This window comes from Amycolatopsis decaplanina DSM 44594 (assembly GCF_000342005.1).
Taxonomy (GTDB): domain Bacteria; phylum Actinomycetota; class Actinomycetes; order Mycobacteriales; family Pseudonocardiaceae; genus Amycolatopsis; species Amycolatopsis decaplanina.
Window position 1 is genome coordinate 335,224 of the sequence record NZ_AOHO01000063.1, and the last position, 15,383, is coordinate 350,606.

The 15,383-nt window shown below is 68.8% G+C and carries 17 protein-coding genes; 12 read left to right on the forward strand and 5 right to left on the reverse strand.

Features of this window, described 5'->3' with window-relative positions; translation table 11 throughout:
* Positions 1–69: 69 nt before the first annotated feature.
* From H074_RS23310 to H074_RS23335, 6 genes are read left to right on the forward strand one after another with little or no spacing between them, the layout of a single operon-like run.
* Positions 70–897, forward strand: coding sequence for a substrate-binding periplasmic protein (locus H074_RS23310; RefSeq protein WP_007032523.1), 828 nt, complete (start codon positions 70–72; stop codon positions 895–897).
* A gap of 47 nt (positions 898–944) precedes the next feature.
* Positions 945–1,718 carry an ABC transporter substrate-binding protein gene (locus tag H074_RS23315; RefSeq protein ID WP_039923222.1) on the forward strand — a complete coding sequence of 258 codons (774 nt, stop codon included), beginning with the start codon at positions 945–947 and terminating at the stop codon, positions 1,716–1,718.
* Between the two features lie 8 nt (positions 1,719–1,726).
* Positions 1,727–2,509: an ABC transporter substrate-binding protein gene (locus H074_RS23320; RefSeq protein WP_007032525.1), complete on the forward strand. Its 783-nt coding sequence runs from the start codon at positions 1,727–1,729 to the stop codon at positions 2,507–2,509.
* Complete coding sequence (locus tag H074_RS23325) at positions 2,510–3,268, forward strand: amino acid ABC transporter permease (RefSeq protein WP_007032526.1); 759 nt, start codon at positions 2,510–2,512, stop codon at positions 3,266–3,268.
* Complete coding sequence (locus H074_RS23330) at positions 3,265–4,005, forward strand: amino acid ABC transporter ATP-binding protein (protein WP_007032527.1); 741 nt, start codon at positions 3,265–3,267, stop codon at positions 4,003–4,005. Before H074_RS23325 ends, H074_RS23330 begins: the two co-directional genes overlap by 4 nt.
* Before the next feature lie 26 nt (positions 4,006–4,031).
* Complete coding sequence (locus H074_RS23335) at positions 4,032–4,919, forward strand: MOSC domain-containing protein (RefSeq protein ID WP_039923176.1); 888 nt, start codon at positions 4,032–4,034, stop codon at positions 4,917–4,919.
* Here H074_RS23335 and H074_RS39445 read toward each other — a convergent pair.
* Positions 4,802–5,608 (reverse strand): SAM hydrolase/SAM-dependent halogenase family protein, encoded by an 807-nt coding sequence (locus H074_RS39445; RefSeq protein ID WP_007032529.1) that lies wholly within the window; start codon positions 5,606–5,608, stop codon positions 4,802–4,804. The two genes, H074_RS23335 and H074_RS39445, sit on opposite strands and share 118 nt — an antisense overlap.
* A gap of 35 nt (positions 5,609–5,643) precedes the next feature.
* Here H074_RS39445 and H074_RS23345 point away from each other — a divergent pair, with 35 nt between their 5' ends.
* Both H074_RS23345 and H074_RS23350 read left to right on the forward strand, forming a co-directional pair.
* Complete coding sequence (locus H074_RS23345) at positions 5,644–6,525, forward strand: phosphoribosylaminoimidazolesuccinocarboxamide synthase (protein WP_007032530.1); 882 nt, start codon at positions 5,644–5,646, stop codon at positions 6,523–6,525.
* Positions 6,526–6,583: 58 nt separating this feature from the next.
* Complete coding sequence (locus H074_RS23350; RefSeq protein WP_200865806.1) at positions 6,584–7,282, forward strand: DUF2334 domain-containing protein; 699 nt, start codon at positions 6,584–6,586, stop codon at positions 7,280–7,282.
* A gap of 45 nt (positions 7,283–7,327) precedes the next feature.
* Here the strand turns inward: H074_RS23350 and H074_RS23355 are convergent, their stop codons facing one another.
* Together H074_RS23355 and H074_RS23360 are read right to left on the reverse strand one after the other, a co-directional pair.
* On the reverse strand, positions 7,328–7,963 hold the full coding sequence (locus H074_RS23355) for an MBL fold metallo-hydrolase (protein WP_007032532.1): 636 nt from the start codon (positions 7,961–7,963) through the stop codon (positions 7,328–7,330).
* A gap of 32 nt (positions 7,964–7,995) precedes the next feature.
* Positions 7,996–8,940, reverse strand: coding sequence for an ArsR/SmtB family transcription factor (locus tag H074_RS23360; protein WP_007032533.1), 945 nt, complete (start codon positions 8,938–8,940; stop codon positions 7,996–7,998).
* Positions 8,941–9,002: 62 nt separating this feature from the next.
* Between H074_RS23360 and H074_RS23365 the strand changes: the two genes are divergently transcribed.
* Together H074_RS23365 and H074_RS23370 are read left to right on the forward strand one after the other, a co-directional pair.
* Positions 9,003–10,136, forward strand: a complete 1,134-nt coding sequence (locus tag H074_RS23365) for an MFS transporter (RefSeq protein ID WP_085940992.1) — start codon at positions 9,003–9,005, stop codon at positions 10,134–10,136.
* Between the two features lie 41 nt (positions 10,137–10,177).
* Complete coding sequence (locus H074_RS23370; RefSeq protein ID WP_007032535.1) at positions 10,178–11,680, forward strand: aldehyde dehydrogenase family protein; 1,503 nt, start codon at positions 10,178–10,180, stop codon at positions 11,678–11,680.
* Positions 11,681–11,854: 174 nt separating this feature from the next.
* Here H074_RS23370 and H074_RS23375 read toward each other — a convergent pair whose 3' ends face one another.
* Together H074_RS23375 and H074_RS23380 are read right to left on the reverse strand one after the other, a co-directional pair.
* Positions 11,855–13,444, reverse strand: a complete 1,590-nt coding sequence (locus tag H074_RS23375; protein WP_007032536.1) for a GMC family oxidoreductase — start codon at positions 13,442–13,444, stop codon at positions 11,855–11,857.
* Positions 13,445–13,545: 101 nt separating this feature from the next.
* Positions 13,546–14,334 (reverse strand): hypothetical protein, encoded by a 789-nt coding sequence (locus H074_RS23380; RefSeq protein WP_007032537.1) that lies wholly within the window; start codon positions 14,332–14,334, stop codon positions 13,546–13,548.
* 66 nt (positions 14,335–14,400) lie between these two features.
* On the opposite strand from H074_RS23380, the gene purS reads away from it, so the two are divergent.
* Both purS and purQ read left to right on the forward strand, forming a co-directional pair.
* Positions 14,401–14,640, forward strand: coding sequence for a phosphoribosylformylglycinamidine synthase subunit PurS (gene purS / locus H074_RS23385; protein WP_007032538.1), 240 nt, complete (start codon positions 14,401–14,403; stop codon positions 14,638–14,640).
* On the forward strand, positions 14,637–15,314 hold the full coding sequence (purQ, locus tag H074_RS23390; protein ID WP_007032539.1) for a phosphoribosylformylglycinamidine synthase subunit PurQ: 678 nt from the start codon (positions 14,637–14,639) through the stop codon (positions 15,312–15,314). The genes purS and purQ overlap by 4 nt, the downstream gene beginning before the upstream one ends.
* Positions 15,315–15,383: the final 69 nt, after the last annotated feature.

The window sequence follows — 15,383 nt, forward strand, 5'->3', positions numbered from 1 at the left end:
CAGGCCGCCCATGAGGCGGCCTGGCGTGTTTGTATCGCGCCTTGCGCGCCGAAACCCACGGAAGAAGCGATGAGATCCACGCTGTCGAAAGTCGTCGCCGTCGTCACGGCCGGAGCGGCCACCCTCGCCCTCGCCGCCTGTGGCTCCGATGACGCGGGTACGAGCGCCCAGAAGCTGCGGGTCGGCACCCTGACCGACGCGCCGCCGTCCATCTACCTGGAGAACGGCACCTTCACCGGCTACGACAACGAACTGCTGCGTGACATCGCGAAGCGCGAGGGCTTCGAGGTCGAATTCGTCGGCACCGAGTTCGCCGGTCTGCTCGCCGCCGTCGCCACCAACAAGTTCGACATCGGCAGCTCCACGATCTCCACCACCGAGGCCCGCAAGAAGACCGTCGCGTTCAGCAACGGCTACAGCACCGGGTTCACCACGATCCTCACCAAGAAGGGCGCCTCCCTCAAGGACGTCGGCGCCTTCACCGGCAAGCGGCTCGGCGTCGTGCAGGCGTCGGTGCAGGACGACTTCGCCGGCGGCAAGGTGCCCGGCGCCAGCGTCGTCCGGTTCCCCGACTACAACGCCGGGTTCGCCCAGCTGAAGGCGGGCAGCCTCGACGGCTGGGTCGTGCCGAAGGACATCGGGCAGAAGTACATCGACCAGAACCCGGACGTGCCGCTGGAGTTCGGCTACACCGTCGAGACCAAGGACACCCCGTCCGCCTTCGCGGTCCGCAAGGACAACAAGGAACTGCTGAAGAAGCTCAACGACGGTCTCGCGAAGGCCGTGGCGGACGGCACCGTCGCCCGCCTGCACGCTCAGTTCTTCAAGACCGAGCCGCTGCCCAAGGAACTCGAACAGGGCGGCCCCGGCCTGCCCGTGCGGAACGCGGGGGTCTGACCATCATGAAGACGACACGAAGGATTCGGAACATCAGCGGGCGGCCGATAAGGCAGTCCCTGCTCGCCACGCTGGCCGCGGGTCTCGTCGCCGTGCTCGCCGCTTGCGGTGGCGGCGAGTCCGCCACCGAGAAGACCCTGCGCGTCGGGACGCTGAGCGACGCGCCGCCGAACATCTACGTCGAGAACGGCAACTTCACCGGCTTCGACAACGAACTGCTGAAGGCCATCGCCACCAAGCAGAACCTGAAGCTGGAGTTCGTTTCGACGGACTTCTCCTCGCTGCTGGGCCAGGTCGCGAACAACCAGTTCGACATCGGCAGCTCGGCCATCGCGCAGACCGACGAGCGCAAGAAGAACGTCGACTTCTCCAGCCCGTACAACTTCGAGGTCATGAGCATCCAGACCAAGGACGGCTCGCCGATCACCGAGGAGAAGGGTCTGTCCGGCAAGCGGGTCGCGGTCATCCAGGCGACGGTCGGCGACAAGTGGCTCACCTCGACGGTGCCCGACGCGCAGGCCGTGCGCTTCCCGGGTTACGCCCCGGCGCTGGCCGCGCTCAAGAGCGGCGCCGTCGACGCCTACATCCTCGACCAGGCGATCGCCGAGACGAACGTCAAGGAGAGCACCGACGCGAAGCTCAAGGTCGTCAAGTCCTTCACCACCGACGTGCCCCACGGCTTCGCGGTGAAGAAGGGCAACACCGAGCTGCTCACCAAGATCGACGAGGGCCTCAAGCAGGTCATCGCCGACGGCACGTGGGTCAAGCTGCACGAGAAGTTCCTGCCGACGGCGCCGGTCCCGGACCGGTTCAAGGCGTGAGGATCACGATGAAGAAGTCACTCGCCGCCGTCGTCACCACTGCCTTGCTGGCAGTGCTGGCGGCGTGCGGCGGCGGTGAAGACGTCGGCGCGGGCACCTTGCGCGTCGGCACCCTCAGCGACTCGAAACCCAACGCCTATCAAGAAAACGGCGTGTTCACCGGGTTCGACAACGAGCTGCTGAAGGCCGTCGCCGCGCACCAGAACCTGAAACTCGAGTTCGTCTCCACCGAGTTCTCGACGCTGCTGAGCCAGGTCGCCACCGGCAAGTTCGACATCGGCAGCTCGGGGATCTCGCAGACCGACGAACGCCGCAAGACCGTCGACTTCTCGGCGCCGTACAACTACCAGTCGCTCGGTATCGAGACCCGCGAAGGCGTCGGGATCACCGACGAGAACTCCTTGGCGGGCAAGCGGATCGGTGTCGTCCAGGGCACGGTGTCGGACAGCTGGCTGGCGGCCAACGCGCCTGCCGCACAGGCCGTGAAGTTCCCGCAGGACGCCGCCGCCCTCGCCGCGCTCAAATCGGGCGCGATCGACGGCGCGATCTTCGACCAGGCGACCGCCGAGGACTACGCGGCGAAGAACCCGGACGCGAAGCTCAAGGTGGTCAAGGCGATCACCACGACCATCCCGCACGGCTTCGCGGTCAAGAAGGGCAACACCGAGCTGGCGGGCAAGATCAACGCCGGACTGAAGGCGGTCATCGCCGACGGGACATGGGAAAGGGTGCACCAGCGGTTCGAGCCGAACGCGCCGGTGCCCGCGGAGTTCAAGGCCGGGCAGAAGTAAGTGAACGACTTCCTCAACACCTTCCTGAACTGGGAGTACATCTGGGAGGTCTTCCCGGACCTCCTCGGGACCGGTCTGCTGAACACGCTGATCCTGTCGGTTTTCTCGGCGCTGATCGGCACCGTGCTCGGCATGCTGCTGGCCACGATGGGACTGTCAAGCAAGGCGTGGCTGCGCTGGCCCGCCCGGGTGTACACCGACATCTTCCGCGGCCTGCCCGCGATCCTGACCATCCTGGTGATCGGGCAGGGCGGCGGGATCCTCATCCCGTCGCTGTCGCGGAACCCGTACCCGCTGGGCATCCTGGCGCTGAGCCTGATCGCCGCCGCCTACATCGGCGAGATCTTCCGCGCCGGTATCCAGAGCGTCGAAAAAGGGCAGATGGAGGCCAGTCGCGCGCTGGGCATGAGCTACACCAAGGCGATGACGCTCGTCGTCATCCCGCAGGGTGTGCGGCGCGTGCTGCCCGCGCTGGTGAACCAGTTCATCGCGCTGGTCAAGGACTCCAGCCTGGTGTACTTCCTCGGCTTCCTCGCCGAGCAGCGCGACCTGTTCCGCATCGGGCAGGACCTCGCGGCGAACACCGGAAACCTGTCACCGCTGGTCGCGGCGGGCGCGGTGTACCTGGTGATCACCGTGCCGCTGACGCATCTGGTCAACTACATCGACAAGAAGCTGCGCACCGGCAGGAAGGTCCGGACCGACGACGAGGACGGCGAAACGGAACTCCTGAACGCCGGAAAGGTGCCGATGTCATGACGACCGCCGTACGTTCCTCGAGCGTCGAACTCCGCGACATCCACGTCTCCTTCGGCACCCTCGAAGTGCTGAAGGGCGTGAACCTCAAGGTCGAGAAAGGCCGCACGACCTGCATCATCGGCCCGTCGGGCTCCGGTAAATCGACGCTGCTGCGCTGCGTGAACCGCCTGCAGGAGCCCGACTCGGGCGACCTGCTGCTGGGCGGCGAGAGCGTCATCTCGTCCGACCCGGACGCGCTGCGTCAGCGGGTCGGAATGGTGTTCCAGCACTTCAACCTGTTCGGGCACCGCAGCGTGCTGGACAACATCACCCTTCCGCTGCGCAGCGTGCGGAAGCTCGGCAAGGAGGAGGCGGCGGAGATCGCGCACGCCCGTCTCGCCGAGGTCGGCCTCGCCGACAAGGCGCCGTACCGGCCGAGCGCGCTCTCGGGCGGTCAGCAGCAGCGGGTCGCGATCGCGCGGGCGCTCGCCATGGAGCCCGAGGTCATGCTGTTCGACGAGGCGACCAGCGCGCTGGACCCGGAGCTGGTCAAGGGGGTCCTCACTCTCATGGCGGGGCTGGCCGAGCGCGGGCTGACGCTGCTCGTGGTCACCCACGAGATGGGTTTCGCGCGCAGCGTCGCCGACGAGGTCGCGTTCATGGACGCCGGGAAGATCGTCGAACATGACGCTCCGGAGGCGATCTTCGACGCTCCGCGAAGCGAGCGGCTGCAGCGCTTCCTATCTCAAGTGCTCTGAGCCGGGTGACTCGCTAACCTGCGGCTATGGCGAGAGTGGCGAAGCTGGTCTATTACCCGGTCAAAGGCTGCGCGGGGACGTCGGTCGAAACGGCCGACGTCACCCCGGCGGGGCTGAGGTTCGATCGGGCCTGGATGGTCGTCTCCCCGGAGGGGGAGTTCCGCAGCCAGCGGAAGCATCCGGTGATGGCCGTGATCCGGGCCGAGGTGCTGGACGACGGCGCCCGCCTGCGGCTCGCCGCTCCCGGCGCCGAAGACCTGCTGGTCGAGACGGTCACGGACGGGCCGCGGCATCCCGCGGCGACGTTCACCTGGCAGGGCGAGGGCGTCCACCAGGGTGACGAGGCCGCCGAGTGGTTCTCCGGTGTCCTCGGCCTGCCGTCGGTGTTCGTCGGGCTCGCGCCGGAGCACGAGCGCGTCACCAATGGCGAGATCCCCGGCACCGCGGCCTTCGCCGACGCGCACGCGATCCTGCTGACCTCCGAGTCCTCTTTGGACGATCTGAACGAGCGTATCGCGTCGCGTGGCGCCGAGGCCGTGCCGATGGACCGCTTCCGGCCCAACATCGTCGTCGCGGGCTGGCCGGAGCCGCACCGCGAGGACGACGTCCGTTCGCTCACCGCCGGTGGCCTCGACCTCGGGTACGCCAAGGTCTGCATCCGCTGCACGGTGCCGATGGTCGATCAGGAAACCGGTGAGAAGGCCGGTCCCGAACCGATCCGTTCGCTCGCCGACTACCGCCGCGAACCGGAGGGCGGCGTCTCGTTCGGGATCAAGATGGCGGTCACCGGTCCGGGTCAGGTGGCCGTCGGTGACGAGGTGATCGTGCACTCCTGGGCGGGTCCCAGCCCGAGCACGGCCGAGGCCGAACCGCCGTTCACGGCGACGGCGAGCCGTCCCGCGGAATCGGTGTAGAGCACGTTCCGGCCCGGTGGCACCGTGCCGAAGGTGTCGCCGACCAGCGCTTTCACCAGGACGTGCGCACTGCTGACGGAGACCGTGCCGGACAGCCCGGCCAGTTCGAGGTCGGCGGGGCTCGCGGCCAGCTGGACGTTGCCGAAGTGGTCGACGGTGAGCACTTCGGCCACCAGCTTGCCGGGGAACACCGCGACGAACGGGTCCGGCAGCCGCACGAGGTCGTCGACGCGCGGCCCGAACTCCTCGGGGGCGACGCCGCGCGCGAGATGCGCCGCCGCGGGGGCGAAGACGTCGCGTCCGTGGAACGTCGACGACGTCACCGGAAGGCGGTACTCCGGGGCCGCGAGTTCGTACGCCGCTGTCACCCCGGTGAGTGTTTCGGCGGCGGGAATGAGAAGCCCGTTGTCCGGGCCGACGAGCATTCCGCGTCCGGTGACCACCACGACGCCGCGCCGCGCCGTGCCGACGCCGGGGTCCACGACGGCGAGATGGACGGACTCCGGCAGATACGGCACGGTCTGGGCGAGTACCTCGGCGCCGGTCCTGACCTGCTGCGGAGGGATCTCGTGGCTCACGTCGATCACCCGGACGGACGGCGCGATCCGCGCGATCACGCCGTGGCACGCGGCGACGAAACCGTCGCTCAGCCCGTAGTCGGTCGTGAACGAAACGCAGTGGATCGGCATGATCAGCCATCATCCTTGCTCGCTAGGGTGCAGCCGTGACGACGCTCGAATACCCGAAGATCGCCGCCGGCAAGATCCGTGAGCTCTACGCCGTCGATGACGAGCATCTGCTGCTCGTCACTTCGGACCGGATCTCCGCCTACGACGTCGTCTTCGACACGCCCATCCCGGACAAGGGGCGGGTGCTCACCGCGATGTGCGTGTTCTGGTTCTCCCAGCTTTCCGATGTCCTCCCCAACCATCTGGTCTCCTATGCCGACGAACGCATCCCCGCCGAGGTCCGCGGCCGCGCGCTGCTGGTGCGGCGGCTGGCGATGCTGCCGTTCGAAGCCGTCGCCCGCGGTTATCTCACCGGTACCGGTCTGGCCGATTATCGCGCGTGCGGCAGGGTCTGCGGCGTCGAACTCCCCCCGGGCCTGACCGAGTCCTCCCGGCTCCCCGAACCCATCTTCACCCCCGCGACGAAGGCCGACCACGGCTCGCACGACGAGAACATCGCCTTCTCCGACGTCGTCGGGCAACTCGGCCGCGAGCGGGCCGAGGAAGTCCGCGACGCGACGCTGGCGGTGTACCGCCGCGGCGCCGAGTTCGCCGCCGAACGCGGCATCCTGCTCGCGGACACGAAGCTCGAATTCGGCATCGACCGCGAGGGGAACCTGGTACTCGCCGACGAGGTCCTGACCCCGGACTCCTCACGCTACTGGCCGGCCGGTGGTTACGTGCCGGGCAGTCCGCAGCCGTCGTTCGACAAGCAGCCGCTGCGGGACTGGCTCACCAGTCCCGCGTCCGGCTGGCACCGCCGGGACAGACCGGGGTCACCGCCCTTGCCAGAGGAAATCGTCGCCGCCACGCGGGCGAGGTACATCGAGTCTTACGAACGCATCACCGGCCGGTCGCTGCAGGATTGGCCCGCCTGACCTGCGGCGTTCACTCCGTTGTCAGTCCGGCGCAAGCACGGGCTGGCCCACTGGTGGGGTGGATGCACGTTTGCTGGTTTCCCTGTCCGGCGTGACCACCCGGACGTTGCACCGCTGTGCCGACCTCGCGGCCGAGCTGGACAGGCGCAAGGTCCCGTTGTCCGTGCTCTACGCCGCCAGGACCGGCGAGGGCCCGGTGACCGCATGGGTCCGGACGCGCCGTGCGCACGGCGACTCCGTCCTCCTGCACGGCTACGACCACCGGATCACGCCCACCCACCGTGCCGTCTACCTGGGCAAACGCGCCGAGTTCGCGGCTCTTCCCGCGCACGAGGCACGGCTGCGGCTGATCGCGGCGAAGGCGGCGCTCGACGTCAACGGCATGACCGTCGACGGGTTCGCGCCGCCGCGCTGGATCGCGTCGGAGGGCACCCTGCAGGCCCTGCGTGAGCACGGGTTCACGCTGTGCGCGGACCTGGTCTCGGTGCGGGACCTGGTGTCCGGCGACGTCCAGCGCGCCAGGGTGCAGGAGTTCGGCGGGCCGTCGCACCGGACGGAGACCGTCCGGTGTTTCGCGCTGGTGCTGGCCGCCGCCAGGGCCGCGCGCCGCGGCGGGCTCGTGCGGCTCGGCATCGACGCCGCGGACCTCGCCCGGCCGGGGCTGCGGCAGGCGTTCCTGGACGCCGTCGACGTCTCGCTGGAGAACCGCGCGTTCGGAACCACCTACGGCTCGCTCTCGCGAACGCTAGCGTCGTGAGTGGTTAGGACGGTTAGAACCGTCCTTGCCACTCACGAGTACCCGCTAGAGCTTCACGGGCTCCCCGACGTCGAGCACCTTCACCTCGGTGCCTTTCGGGGCGAGGTTGGAGAACAGGCCGTAGTGCATCTGCGGTCGCGCGAGGACGGCTTCATGGATCGGGACGGCGAGGCGCGGCGACACCGCGCGCAGGTAGTCGACGGCCTCGCCGGCCTTGAGCCAAGGGGCGCCGGTGGGCAGGCCGAGCACGTCGATCTTCTGTTCCGGCACGAAGAACGAGTCACCCGGGTGGTAGAAGGCGCCGTGGTCGACGATGTAGCCGACGTTCGGGATCACCGGGATCTCCTCGTGGATCACCGCGTGTTCGCCGCCGACGACGTTGACGCCGCTGGAACCGATCTCGAAGGCGTCGCCGGGATTCGCGACCTGGAACTCGGCGCCGAGCTTCCGCACGGCTTCGGCGGAACCCGGGTCGACGATCAGCCGCGCGCCGGGATTCGCCTCCAGCAGCGCGGGCAGCCTGTCCGCGTCGAGGTGGTCGAAATGCTGGTGGGTGATCAGGATGGCGTCCAGTTCGCGCTCACCTTCGAAGCCCGCCGAGAAGGTGCCGGGGTCGATCAGGATCCGCGCGCCCTCGGTCTCCAGAAGTGTGCAGGAATGTCCAAAATGGACAATACGCATCGTTGTTCTCCTTCGCGGTGGTCAATTCCAGCCTAGGCCCGGAGCAGGGCGTCGCCAAGTTCGGTGCGCCGGTAGCGCACTTCGCGGCCGCGTCGCCGGGTGTCGAGCAGGCCCGCCGCGCGCATGGCGGTCAGGTGTTGCGAGACCGTCGGCGCCGAGAAGCCCAGCCTGCGTGCCAGTTCGGTGGTGCTCGCGGGTTCGTTGAGCGTCGTGAGCAACGCGGCCTTCGTCCGGCCGAGCACTCCCGCGAGCGCGTCGGGCGGGCGTCCGGGATCCGACCAGAGTCCGGCCACCCCGCGGGCCGGGTACAGCAGCGAAGGCTGCCACGGTTCCATCGTGATCACCCCGACCGACGGCCACGCGAAGACGCCGGGGATCAGCAGCAATCCGCGGCGGTCCAGGTGAACGCGGCCGCGTTCCTTCATTTCGATCACCAGGACGTCGTCGACGAGCCGCACCCGCGGGTGGATGTCCTCCAGTACCGACGCGATACCGCCGGCGGCCAGCCGCCGCGAGCGCTCCTCAATGTCGGCGACGAGGAAGCGGCGCATCCGTGGCCAGTGCGGTTCGACCAGTACGGTCCAGGCGATCTCCATCTGGTCCGCCAGCAGATCCCTTGCCTCGGTGGGATCTTCGGGAATACCACTCAGGTCGGCGTCCACTTTGGATAGTTCGCGGGCGACCTGCTCCGGCGGCGTGCGGCGGATTTCGGCGAGCTGAGCGGACGCGGTGGTCTCCGGGCCGCTCGGCGGCGGGCTGAGGAAGTCGGTGATGTAGTGCCGCGCGCTCATCACCTTGGCGAAGCCGTCGATGGGAAGGTCCGGCAGTTTCGCGGCGGCCTCGCGCAGCCATGGCAGATGGCTCGGATGCCCGCGCCGTCCGAGCAAGGTCTGCATCGCGCCCATGGTCTCGTCGAGCGGTGAGATGCCGAAGCGGACCCGGCCGGCGCTCCCGGCGGTCAGGACCAGCTCGATCATCGGATTAGGCTATTCCCTCATCACTGGTTCTCGCCACGCCGTGTTCGGCAGTGTCTTCCGGCATGACATTGCTGCGTAATTCGGGGTATTGGCGCTGGTCGGCGGGGGTACAGCTGAATCGGCTGCCCGCCACGATGGCCCCGCTGGCCTTCACCGTGCTGACCACCGCGACGACCGGTTCGTACCGGCTCGGCGGGATCATGATGGCCGTCTTCGTCGCCGCCGAGATGGTCGGCGCCGTGCCGACCGGACGGCTGCTCGACCGGGTCGGCCCCGCACGCGGTCTCGTCGTGCTGCTTCCCCTGGTCGCCGCGGGACTGTTCCTGCTGGCAGCGGTCGCTTCCGCCGGCGCCCCGGACCTGGTGCTGCTCGCGCTGGCGATCCCGCCGGGACTGGTCGCGGGCGGGTTGAACGGCGGTTTCCGGACGCTGCTCGCCGGGACGGTGACCGAAGAGGAACTGCCCAGGGCCGTTTCGGTCGACGCGATGATCCTCGAAGGCGTCATCGTCGGCGGGCCGCTGCTGGTGGCGCTCCTGGCGACGTCCGGTCCGGCCGTCCCGGTCCTCGCGATGGCCGTCGTCGCCCTGCTCGCGGCCCTGCTCGTGCCGCGCCGAGCCGTCACCCGGGATCCACAAAGGACGGCCGAGCGTCAGTCGATCCCGGTCGCCGCTTGTGTTCCCTGGCTGGCGGGGTTGTTCACCGTCGGGCTCCTGCTGTCGACCATCGAGGTCGGCCTGCTTCCGCTCGTCCAGCGCCTCGGGGCCCCCGAATCGGCGACGGCGATCGTCATCGTCGTGCTGTGTGCCGCCGGCGTCGGCGGGAGCGCGCTGTACGCGGCGCGAGGGAAGGCCGGGGATCCGCGGCTGTTCCTGGCCGGATTCGTGCTCGGCGGGATCGTCGTTTCGGCGGGCTTCGGCTGGGCCGGCCTGCTCGGCGGGGTCGCGCTGATCGGGCTCTGCACCGGTCCGCTGATGGCCGTCTCGTCGGTCAACCTGCAGAAGCTGCTGCCGGAACGCCGCCGGTCGGAAGGATTCTCGCTGGCTTTCACCGTGCAGGCGTCGGGATTCGGACTGGGCTCGCTGGCGATCGGGGTGCTGCCGGTCTGGTTGGCCCCCCTTCTCGGTGTTCTCGCGGCCCTCGCCTCCTGTGGGATGCTGGTGGCACACCCCAGGCAGCTATTGGCAGGCCGTCAGTAACGTCGTAGCCTGGGCTTTGAGCCGAGACACGGGAGAAGTCGATGACCGCAGTCCAGCCGAAGCCGACCGCGCACAGCGTGGGGGAGACCTTCGATTCCCTCAGCCCGGCGACCGACGAGGTCGTCGGCACCTACCCGGTGCACAGCGAGGAAGACGTCCGCGCCGCCATCGCCCGCGCGAGGGACGCCGCCGAATGGTGGGCCGGGCTCGGCTACGACGGTCGCGCCGAGCGGCTGCGCCGCTGGAAGGGCGTCATCACCCGCAGGCTGCCGCAGCTGTGCCAGGTCGTGCGCGACGAGACCGGCAAGCGGATCGCCGACGCGCAGCTGGAGAGCGTCCTCGCCATCGAGCACATCGCTTGGGCGGGCAAGCACGCGCGCAAGATCCTCGGCAAGCAGCGTCGCGCCACCGGGCTGGTCATGTCGAACCAGTCGGCGACGGTCGAGTACCAGCCGCTCGGCGTCGTCGGTGTGATCGGTCCCTGGAACTACCCCGTGTTCACCCCGCTCGGCTCCATCGTCTACGCCCTCGCCGCCGGGAACACCGTCGTCTTCAAGCCGAGCGAGTACACGCCCGGCGTCGGGAAATGGCTGGTCGACGCCTTCAACCAGGTCGTCCCGGAGTGGCCGGTGCTGCAGCTGATCACCGGCTTCGGAGAGACCGGCGCTTCGCTCGTCAGCGGAGGCGTCGACAAGATCGCCTTCACCGGTTCGACCGCCACCGGCAAGAAGATCATGGCTGCGGCCGCCGAAACGCTGACACCGGTGATCATCGAGGCCGGCGGCAAGGACGCGGTCCTGGTCGACGCGGACGCCGATCTCGAGGCCGCCGCCGACGCGACCGTCTGGGGCGCGTTCTCCAATTCGGGCCAGACCTGCATCGGCATCGAGCGCGTGTACGTCCACGAGCGCGTGCACGACGAGTTCGTCGCGAAGGTCGTCGAGAAGTCGAAGGACGTGCGGGCCGGCTCGGACGCGGCCGCGCAGTACGGCCCGGTGACGATGCCTTCGCAGCTTTCGGTGATCAAGCGCCACATCGCGGACGCCATCGAGCGCGGCGGCAAGGCGCTGGTCGGCGGCGTCGACGCGGTCGGCGACCGCTACGTGCAGCCGACGGTTCTCGTCGACGTGCCCGAGGACTCTTTGGCGGTCCAGGAGGAGACGTTCGGTCCGACCGTCACCATCGCCAAGGTCCGCGACATGGACGAGGCCGTCGAGAAGGCCAACGACACGAAGTACGGCCTCGGATCGGCGGTGTTCTCGAAGTCGCGCGGCCTCGAACTGGCCGGTCGGCTGCGCACGGGCATGACGTCGATCAACGCGCCCCTTTCCTTCGCCGGTATCGCTTCGCTGCCTTTCGGTGGCGTCGGCGATTCGGGCTTCGGCCGGATCCATGGCCCGGAAGGCCTGCGCGAATTCGCCCGGCCGAAGGCCGTCGCGCGGCAGCGGTTCACCGCGCCGATCGCGCTGACTTCGTTCTCGCGCAAGGAAAAGACCGACGTACTGGTGGCGAAGCTGATGACCGTCCTGCACGGGAAACGCTGACCCGACCCGGCCGGCGGGCACTTGGCCACAGGGTCTCCCCAAGGGCGCTCTGCGCCCGACGGAGACTTCACCGTCGCGCGCCATCTTTTGGGCCGGAGGCCCACGTGAACGCGATGAAGGGGCGCCTGCTCGCACGACGTGAGTTGTCTGCGATCGGCGCCCCTTCGGCGCGTTTTACGTCAGCGCGCGACCAAGGATGAGGTCCGCGGCCTTCTCCGCCACCATGATCGTCGGCGCGTTCGTGTTCCCGCGCGGCACCACGGGCATCACCGAAGCGTCCACCACCCGCAGCCCGTCCACCCCGCGCACCTTCAGCGACGGGTCGACGACGGCGTTCTCGCCCGTCCCCATCGCGCAGGTCCCCACCGGGTGGTACAGCGTCTGCGTCTTCTCGCGCACGTAGTCGGCCAGTTCGCCGTCGGTCAGGTCGTGCCGCTCCGGCAGGAACGGCTTGTCCAGATACCGCGCCAGCGGGCCGGACTTCCCGATCTCCACCAGGGTGCGCAGCCCGGCGAGCATCTTCTCCATGTCCACGGACTCGGCGTAGCACGCCGGGTCGATTTCGGGCTTCCACAACGGATTCCCCGACTTCAACCGCAGTCGTCCCCGGCTCGCGACGTCCACGAGGGTCGCCGCCGACGTGAAGCCCGACACCGTCGGCTCATGCATCCCGTTGTCGTAGAACAGCGTCGGCGCGACATGGATCTGCATGTCCGGCGGTGAAACACCGTCCGCGGCGGGGAAGAACGCGCCCGCCTCGCCGATGTTCGAAGCCAGCGGGCCGCGTTTGGTGAGCTGGTAGCGCATCAGGCCGCCCGGCGTCGCCGCGTCCACCAGGTCGGTGGTGCCGCGGGTCGACCAGATGATCCCGCAGGCCGGGTGGTCGTGCAGGTTGCCGCCGACGCCGGGAAGCGCGGCAACGACGTCGATCCCGTGCTCCCGCAGGTGTTCCGCCGGACCGACCCCGGAAAGCATCAGCAGTTGCGGCGAGTTCACCGCACCACCGCTCAGCAGGACCTCGGTCGACGCCCGCACCGTCGTCTCGGCTCCTTTGTCCAAATAGGACACGCCGACGGCGCGGGTGCCTTCGAAGACGACGCGGGTGGCTTGCGCATGCGTCCGGACAGTGAGGTTCGGGCGCGACAAGGCCGGTCGCAGGTACGCGTCGGCCGTCGACCAGCGGCGGCCCTTCTTGCACGTCACCTGGTAGACGCCGGCGCCTTCCTGTGACTCGCCGTTGAAGTCGTCGGTGCGTTTGAGACCCCAGGCGACCGCGGAATCCACCCAGGCGTGGGACAGCTCGTGGGTGAAGCGACGGTCCTCGACGTGCAGCGGCCCGTCGGTGCCGTGCAGTGGCCCGCCGAGCCGCTGGTTCCCCTCCGCCCGTTTGAAGTACGGCAAGACGTCGTCGAAACCCCAGCCCTCGGCGCCGTGCCCGTCACGCCAGCCGTCGTAGTCCGCGCGGTTGCCGCGGATGTAGATCATCGCGTTGATCGAAGAGGAGCCGCCGAGCGTCTTCCCGCGCGGCCAGTACAGCGTCTTGCCGGTGTGCTTCTGCTCGACCGTCTCGTAGTTCCAGTCCCACTTCGTCTTGAACAGGCCGGGGAACGCGGCGGGGATGTGGATCTCGTCGGCGTCGTCCTCGCCACCCGCTTCGAGCAGGAGCACCCGCGCCGACGGATCCTCGCTCAGCCGGTTCGCCAGTACGCATCCCGCGCTGCCCGCGCCGATGATCACGTAGTCGAAGGAGTCCTGATCGGCCACGGTGCCTCCTGCTGCTCGCCCGGGCTTGACGCCCGCCAAGGGCTCATCTTGGCCCAACGCCGCGGCTCCGAGCATCACCCAGTCGAAGGATCAGTGCGAGCTCAGTCGGAGTCGGGGGAAAAGGAAGCCACACAGGGGCCACCCTCGGCATCGTCCTCGGTCTCGACGCGGCCGGGCTTCCGGACGCCGTCGACGTCGCCGGTGAGGTGCAGGATCGTCTGCTCGGCGGTGGTCAGCACGTCGGCCTTCTCGACGGTGTATCTCGCCTCGCCGTGGATGATCTGCTGCACGCCGTCGCGGGTCGTGTCGGGCACCTTCCCGCACAGCACGGACAACGCCGCCGGGATGTCGCGCGCGTTGATCGCGTCGACGAACTTGTTGCCCGCCTCTTCCCCGGTCTTGACGTCGGGGCGGGGCGACGGCTTCGTCTCGATGCCCGGCAGCGGCTCGGGCTCGCCGCCGATCTTGGCGTCGCGCACGCACCAGCCGCCCTCGCCCGGGATCATCGCGATTCCGACGGTCTGGCCCCCGGCGGTGAACGCGGCCGAGTACTCCTGAGCCGCACGCTGGTGCGCGGGCGTGCTGAGCTGTGCGCCTTCGGAGACGGCCATGGTCTGCTCGAAGGTGTAAGACCGCTTCGAGCGGATCGCGCACCAGAGCAGGCTGACGCGATCTTCGCCGACGCCGTTCACGAACGACTGGCTCAGCTGCTCCGGCGTCGCGCGTGAAGAGGTGTCGGCCTTGGCCTTGAAGAACCCCGGCGTCACGAAGCCGGTGAACGCGACACCGCCCGCGATCAGGACGAAGACCAGCGCCAAAGTGATCCAGAGCCAGGCCTTCGGCTTCTTCGGCGGCGGGGTGTACCCGTACTGCGGTTGCCCGTAGGTCATGCGGCAACCGTAGTGAAGTAGGCTCGGGCGGTACCCACGACCTGCGTGAATAAGGAGCAGCCTGCCGTGGCCCGAGTCGTCGTCGACGTCATGCCCAAGCCCGAAATCCTCGACCCTCAGGGGCAGGCCGCCCTCGGCGCCGCCGGTCGTCTCGGCTTCACCGGGATCGCCGAGATCCGTCAGGGCAAGCACTTCGAGATCGAGGTCGACGACTCCGTCGACGACGCGACGCTCGAAAAGATCGCCGAAGGTTTCCTCGCGAATCCCGTCATCGAGCAGTGGACCATCAAGCGGGTGGACGCGTGAGCGCCCGCATCGGGGTCATCACCTTCCCCGGCACGCTCGACGACGGTGACGCGGCCCGCGCGGTCCGCTACGCCGACGCCGAAGCCGTCCCCCTGTGGCACGCGGACGAGGACCTCAAGGGCGTGGACGCCGTCGTCGTCCCCGGTGGCTTCTCCTACGGCGACTACCTGCGCGCCGGCGTCATCGCCCGGTTCGCGCCGGTGATGTCCTCGGTGATCGAGGCCGCTCACAAGGGCATGCCGGTGCTGGGCATCTGCAACGGCTTCCAGATCCTGTGCGAGGCCGGGCTGCTGCCGGGCGCGATGATCCGCAACGCGGGTCTGCACTTCATCTGCCGTGACCAGTGGCTGCGCGTCGAGAACAACGACACCGCGTGGACCACCCGGTACGACAAGGACGCCGAGATCCTCATCCCGATGAAGAACATCGACGGCTGCTTCGTCGCCGAGCAGGCCACCCTCGACGAGCTGGAGGGTGAAGGCCGCGTGGTGTTCCGCTACGTCGGCGGCAACCCGAACGGCTCGCGCAACGACATCGCCGGGATCCGCAGCGAGAACGGCCGCGTCGTCGGGCTCATGCCGCATCCGGAGCACGCCATCGACGCCCTCACCGGACCTTCCGACGACGGGCTCGGCATGTTCTACAGCGCCGTGGACGCGCTCGTCTCCGCCTGATCCCTCGCAATTCGGCACCTGCTTGCGGTACTTGCACGCGCAACCACCGCAACCAGGTGCCGAATCGCG

Excerpts from the sequence above, each read along its gene's own strand:
- H074_RS23330 (WP_007032527.1), top strand. The coding sequence starts at position 3,265 with ATGACGACCGCCGTACGTTCCTCGAGCGTCGAACTCCGCGACATCCAC.
- H074_RS23380 (WP_007032537.1), bottom strand. The coding sequence starts at position 14,334 with ATGACCTACGGGCAACCGCAGTACGGGTACACCCCGCCGCCGAAGAAG.
- H074_RS23320 (WP_007032525.1), top strand. The coding sequence starts at position 1,727 with ATGAAGAAGTCACTCGCCGCCGTCGTCACCACTGCCTTGCTGGCAGTG.
- H074_RS23335 (WP_039923176.1), top strand. The coding sequence starts at position 4,032 with ATGGCGAGAGTGGCGAAGCTGGTCTATTACCCGGTCAAAGGCTGCGCG.
- H074_RS23370 (WP_007032535.1), top strand. The coding sequence starts at position 10,178 with ATGACCGCAGTCCAGCCGAAGCCGACCGCGCACAGCGTGGGGGAGACC.
- H074_RS23355 (WP_007032532.1), bottom strand. The coding sequence starts at position 7,963 with ATGCGTATTGTCCATTTTGGACATTCCTGCACACTTCTGGAGACCGAG.
- H074_RS39445 (WP_007032529.1), bottom strand. The coding sequence starts at position 5,608 with ATGCCGATCCACTGCGTTTCGTTCACGACCGACTACGGGCTGAGCGAC.
- H074_RS23360 (WP_007032533.1), bottom strand. The coding sequence starts at position 8,940 with ATGATCGAGCTGGTCCTGACCGCCGGGAGCGCCGGCCGGGTCCGCTTC.
- H074_RS23365 (WP_085940992.1), top strand. The coding sequence starts at position 9,003 with ATGACATTGCTGCGTAATTCGGGGTATTGGCGCTGGTCGGCGGGGGTA.
- H074_RS23310 (WP_007032523.1), top strand. The coding sequence starts at position 70 with ATGAGATCCACGCTGTCGAAAGTCGTCGCCGTCGTCACGGCCGGAGCG.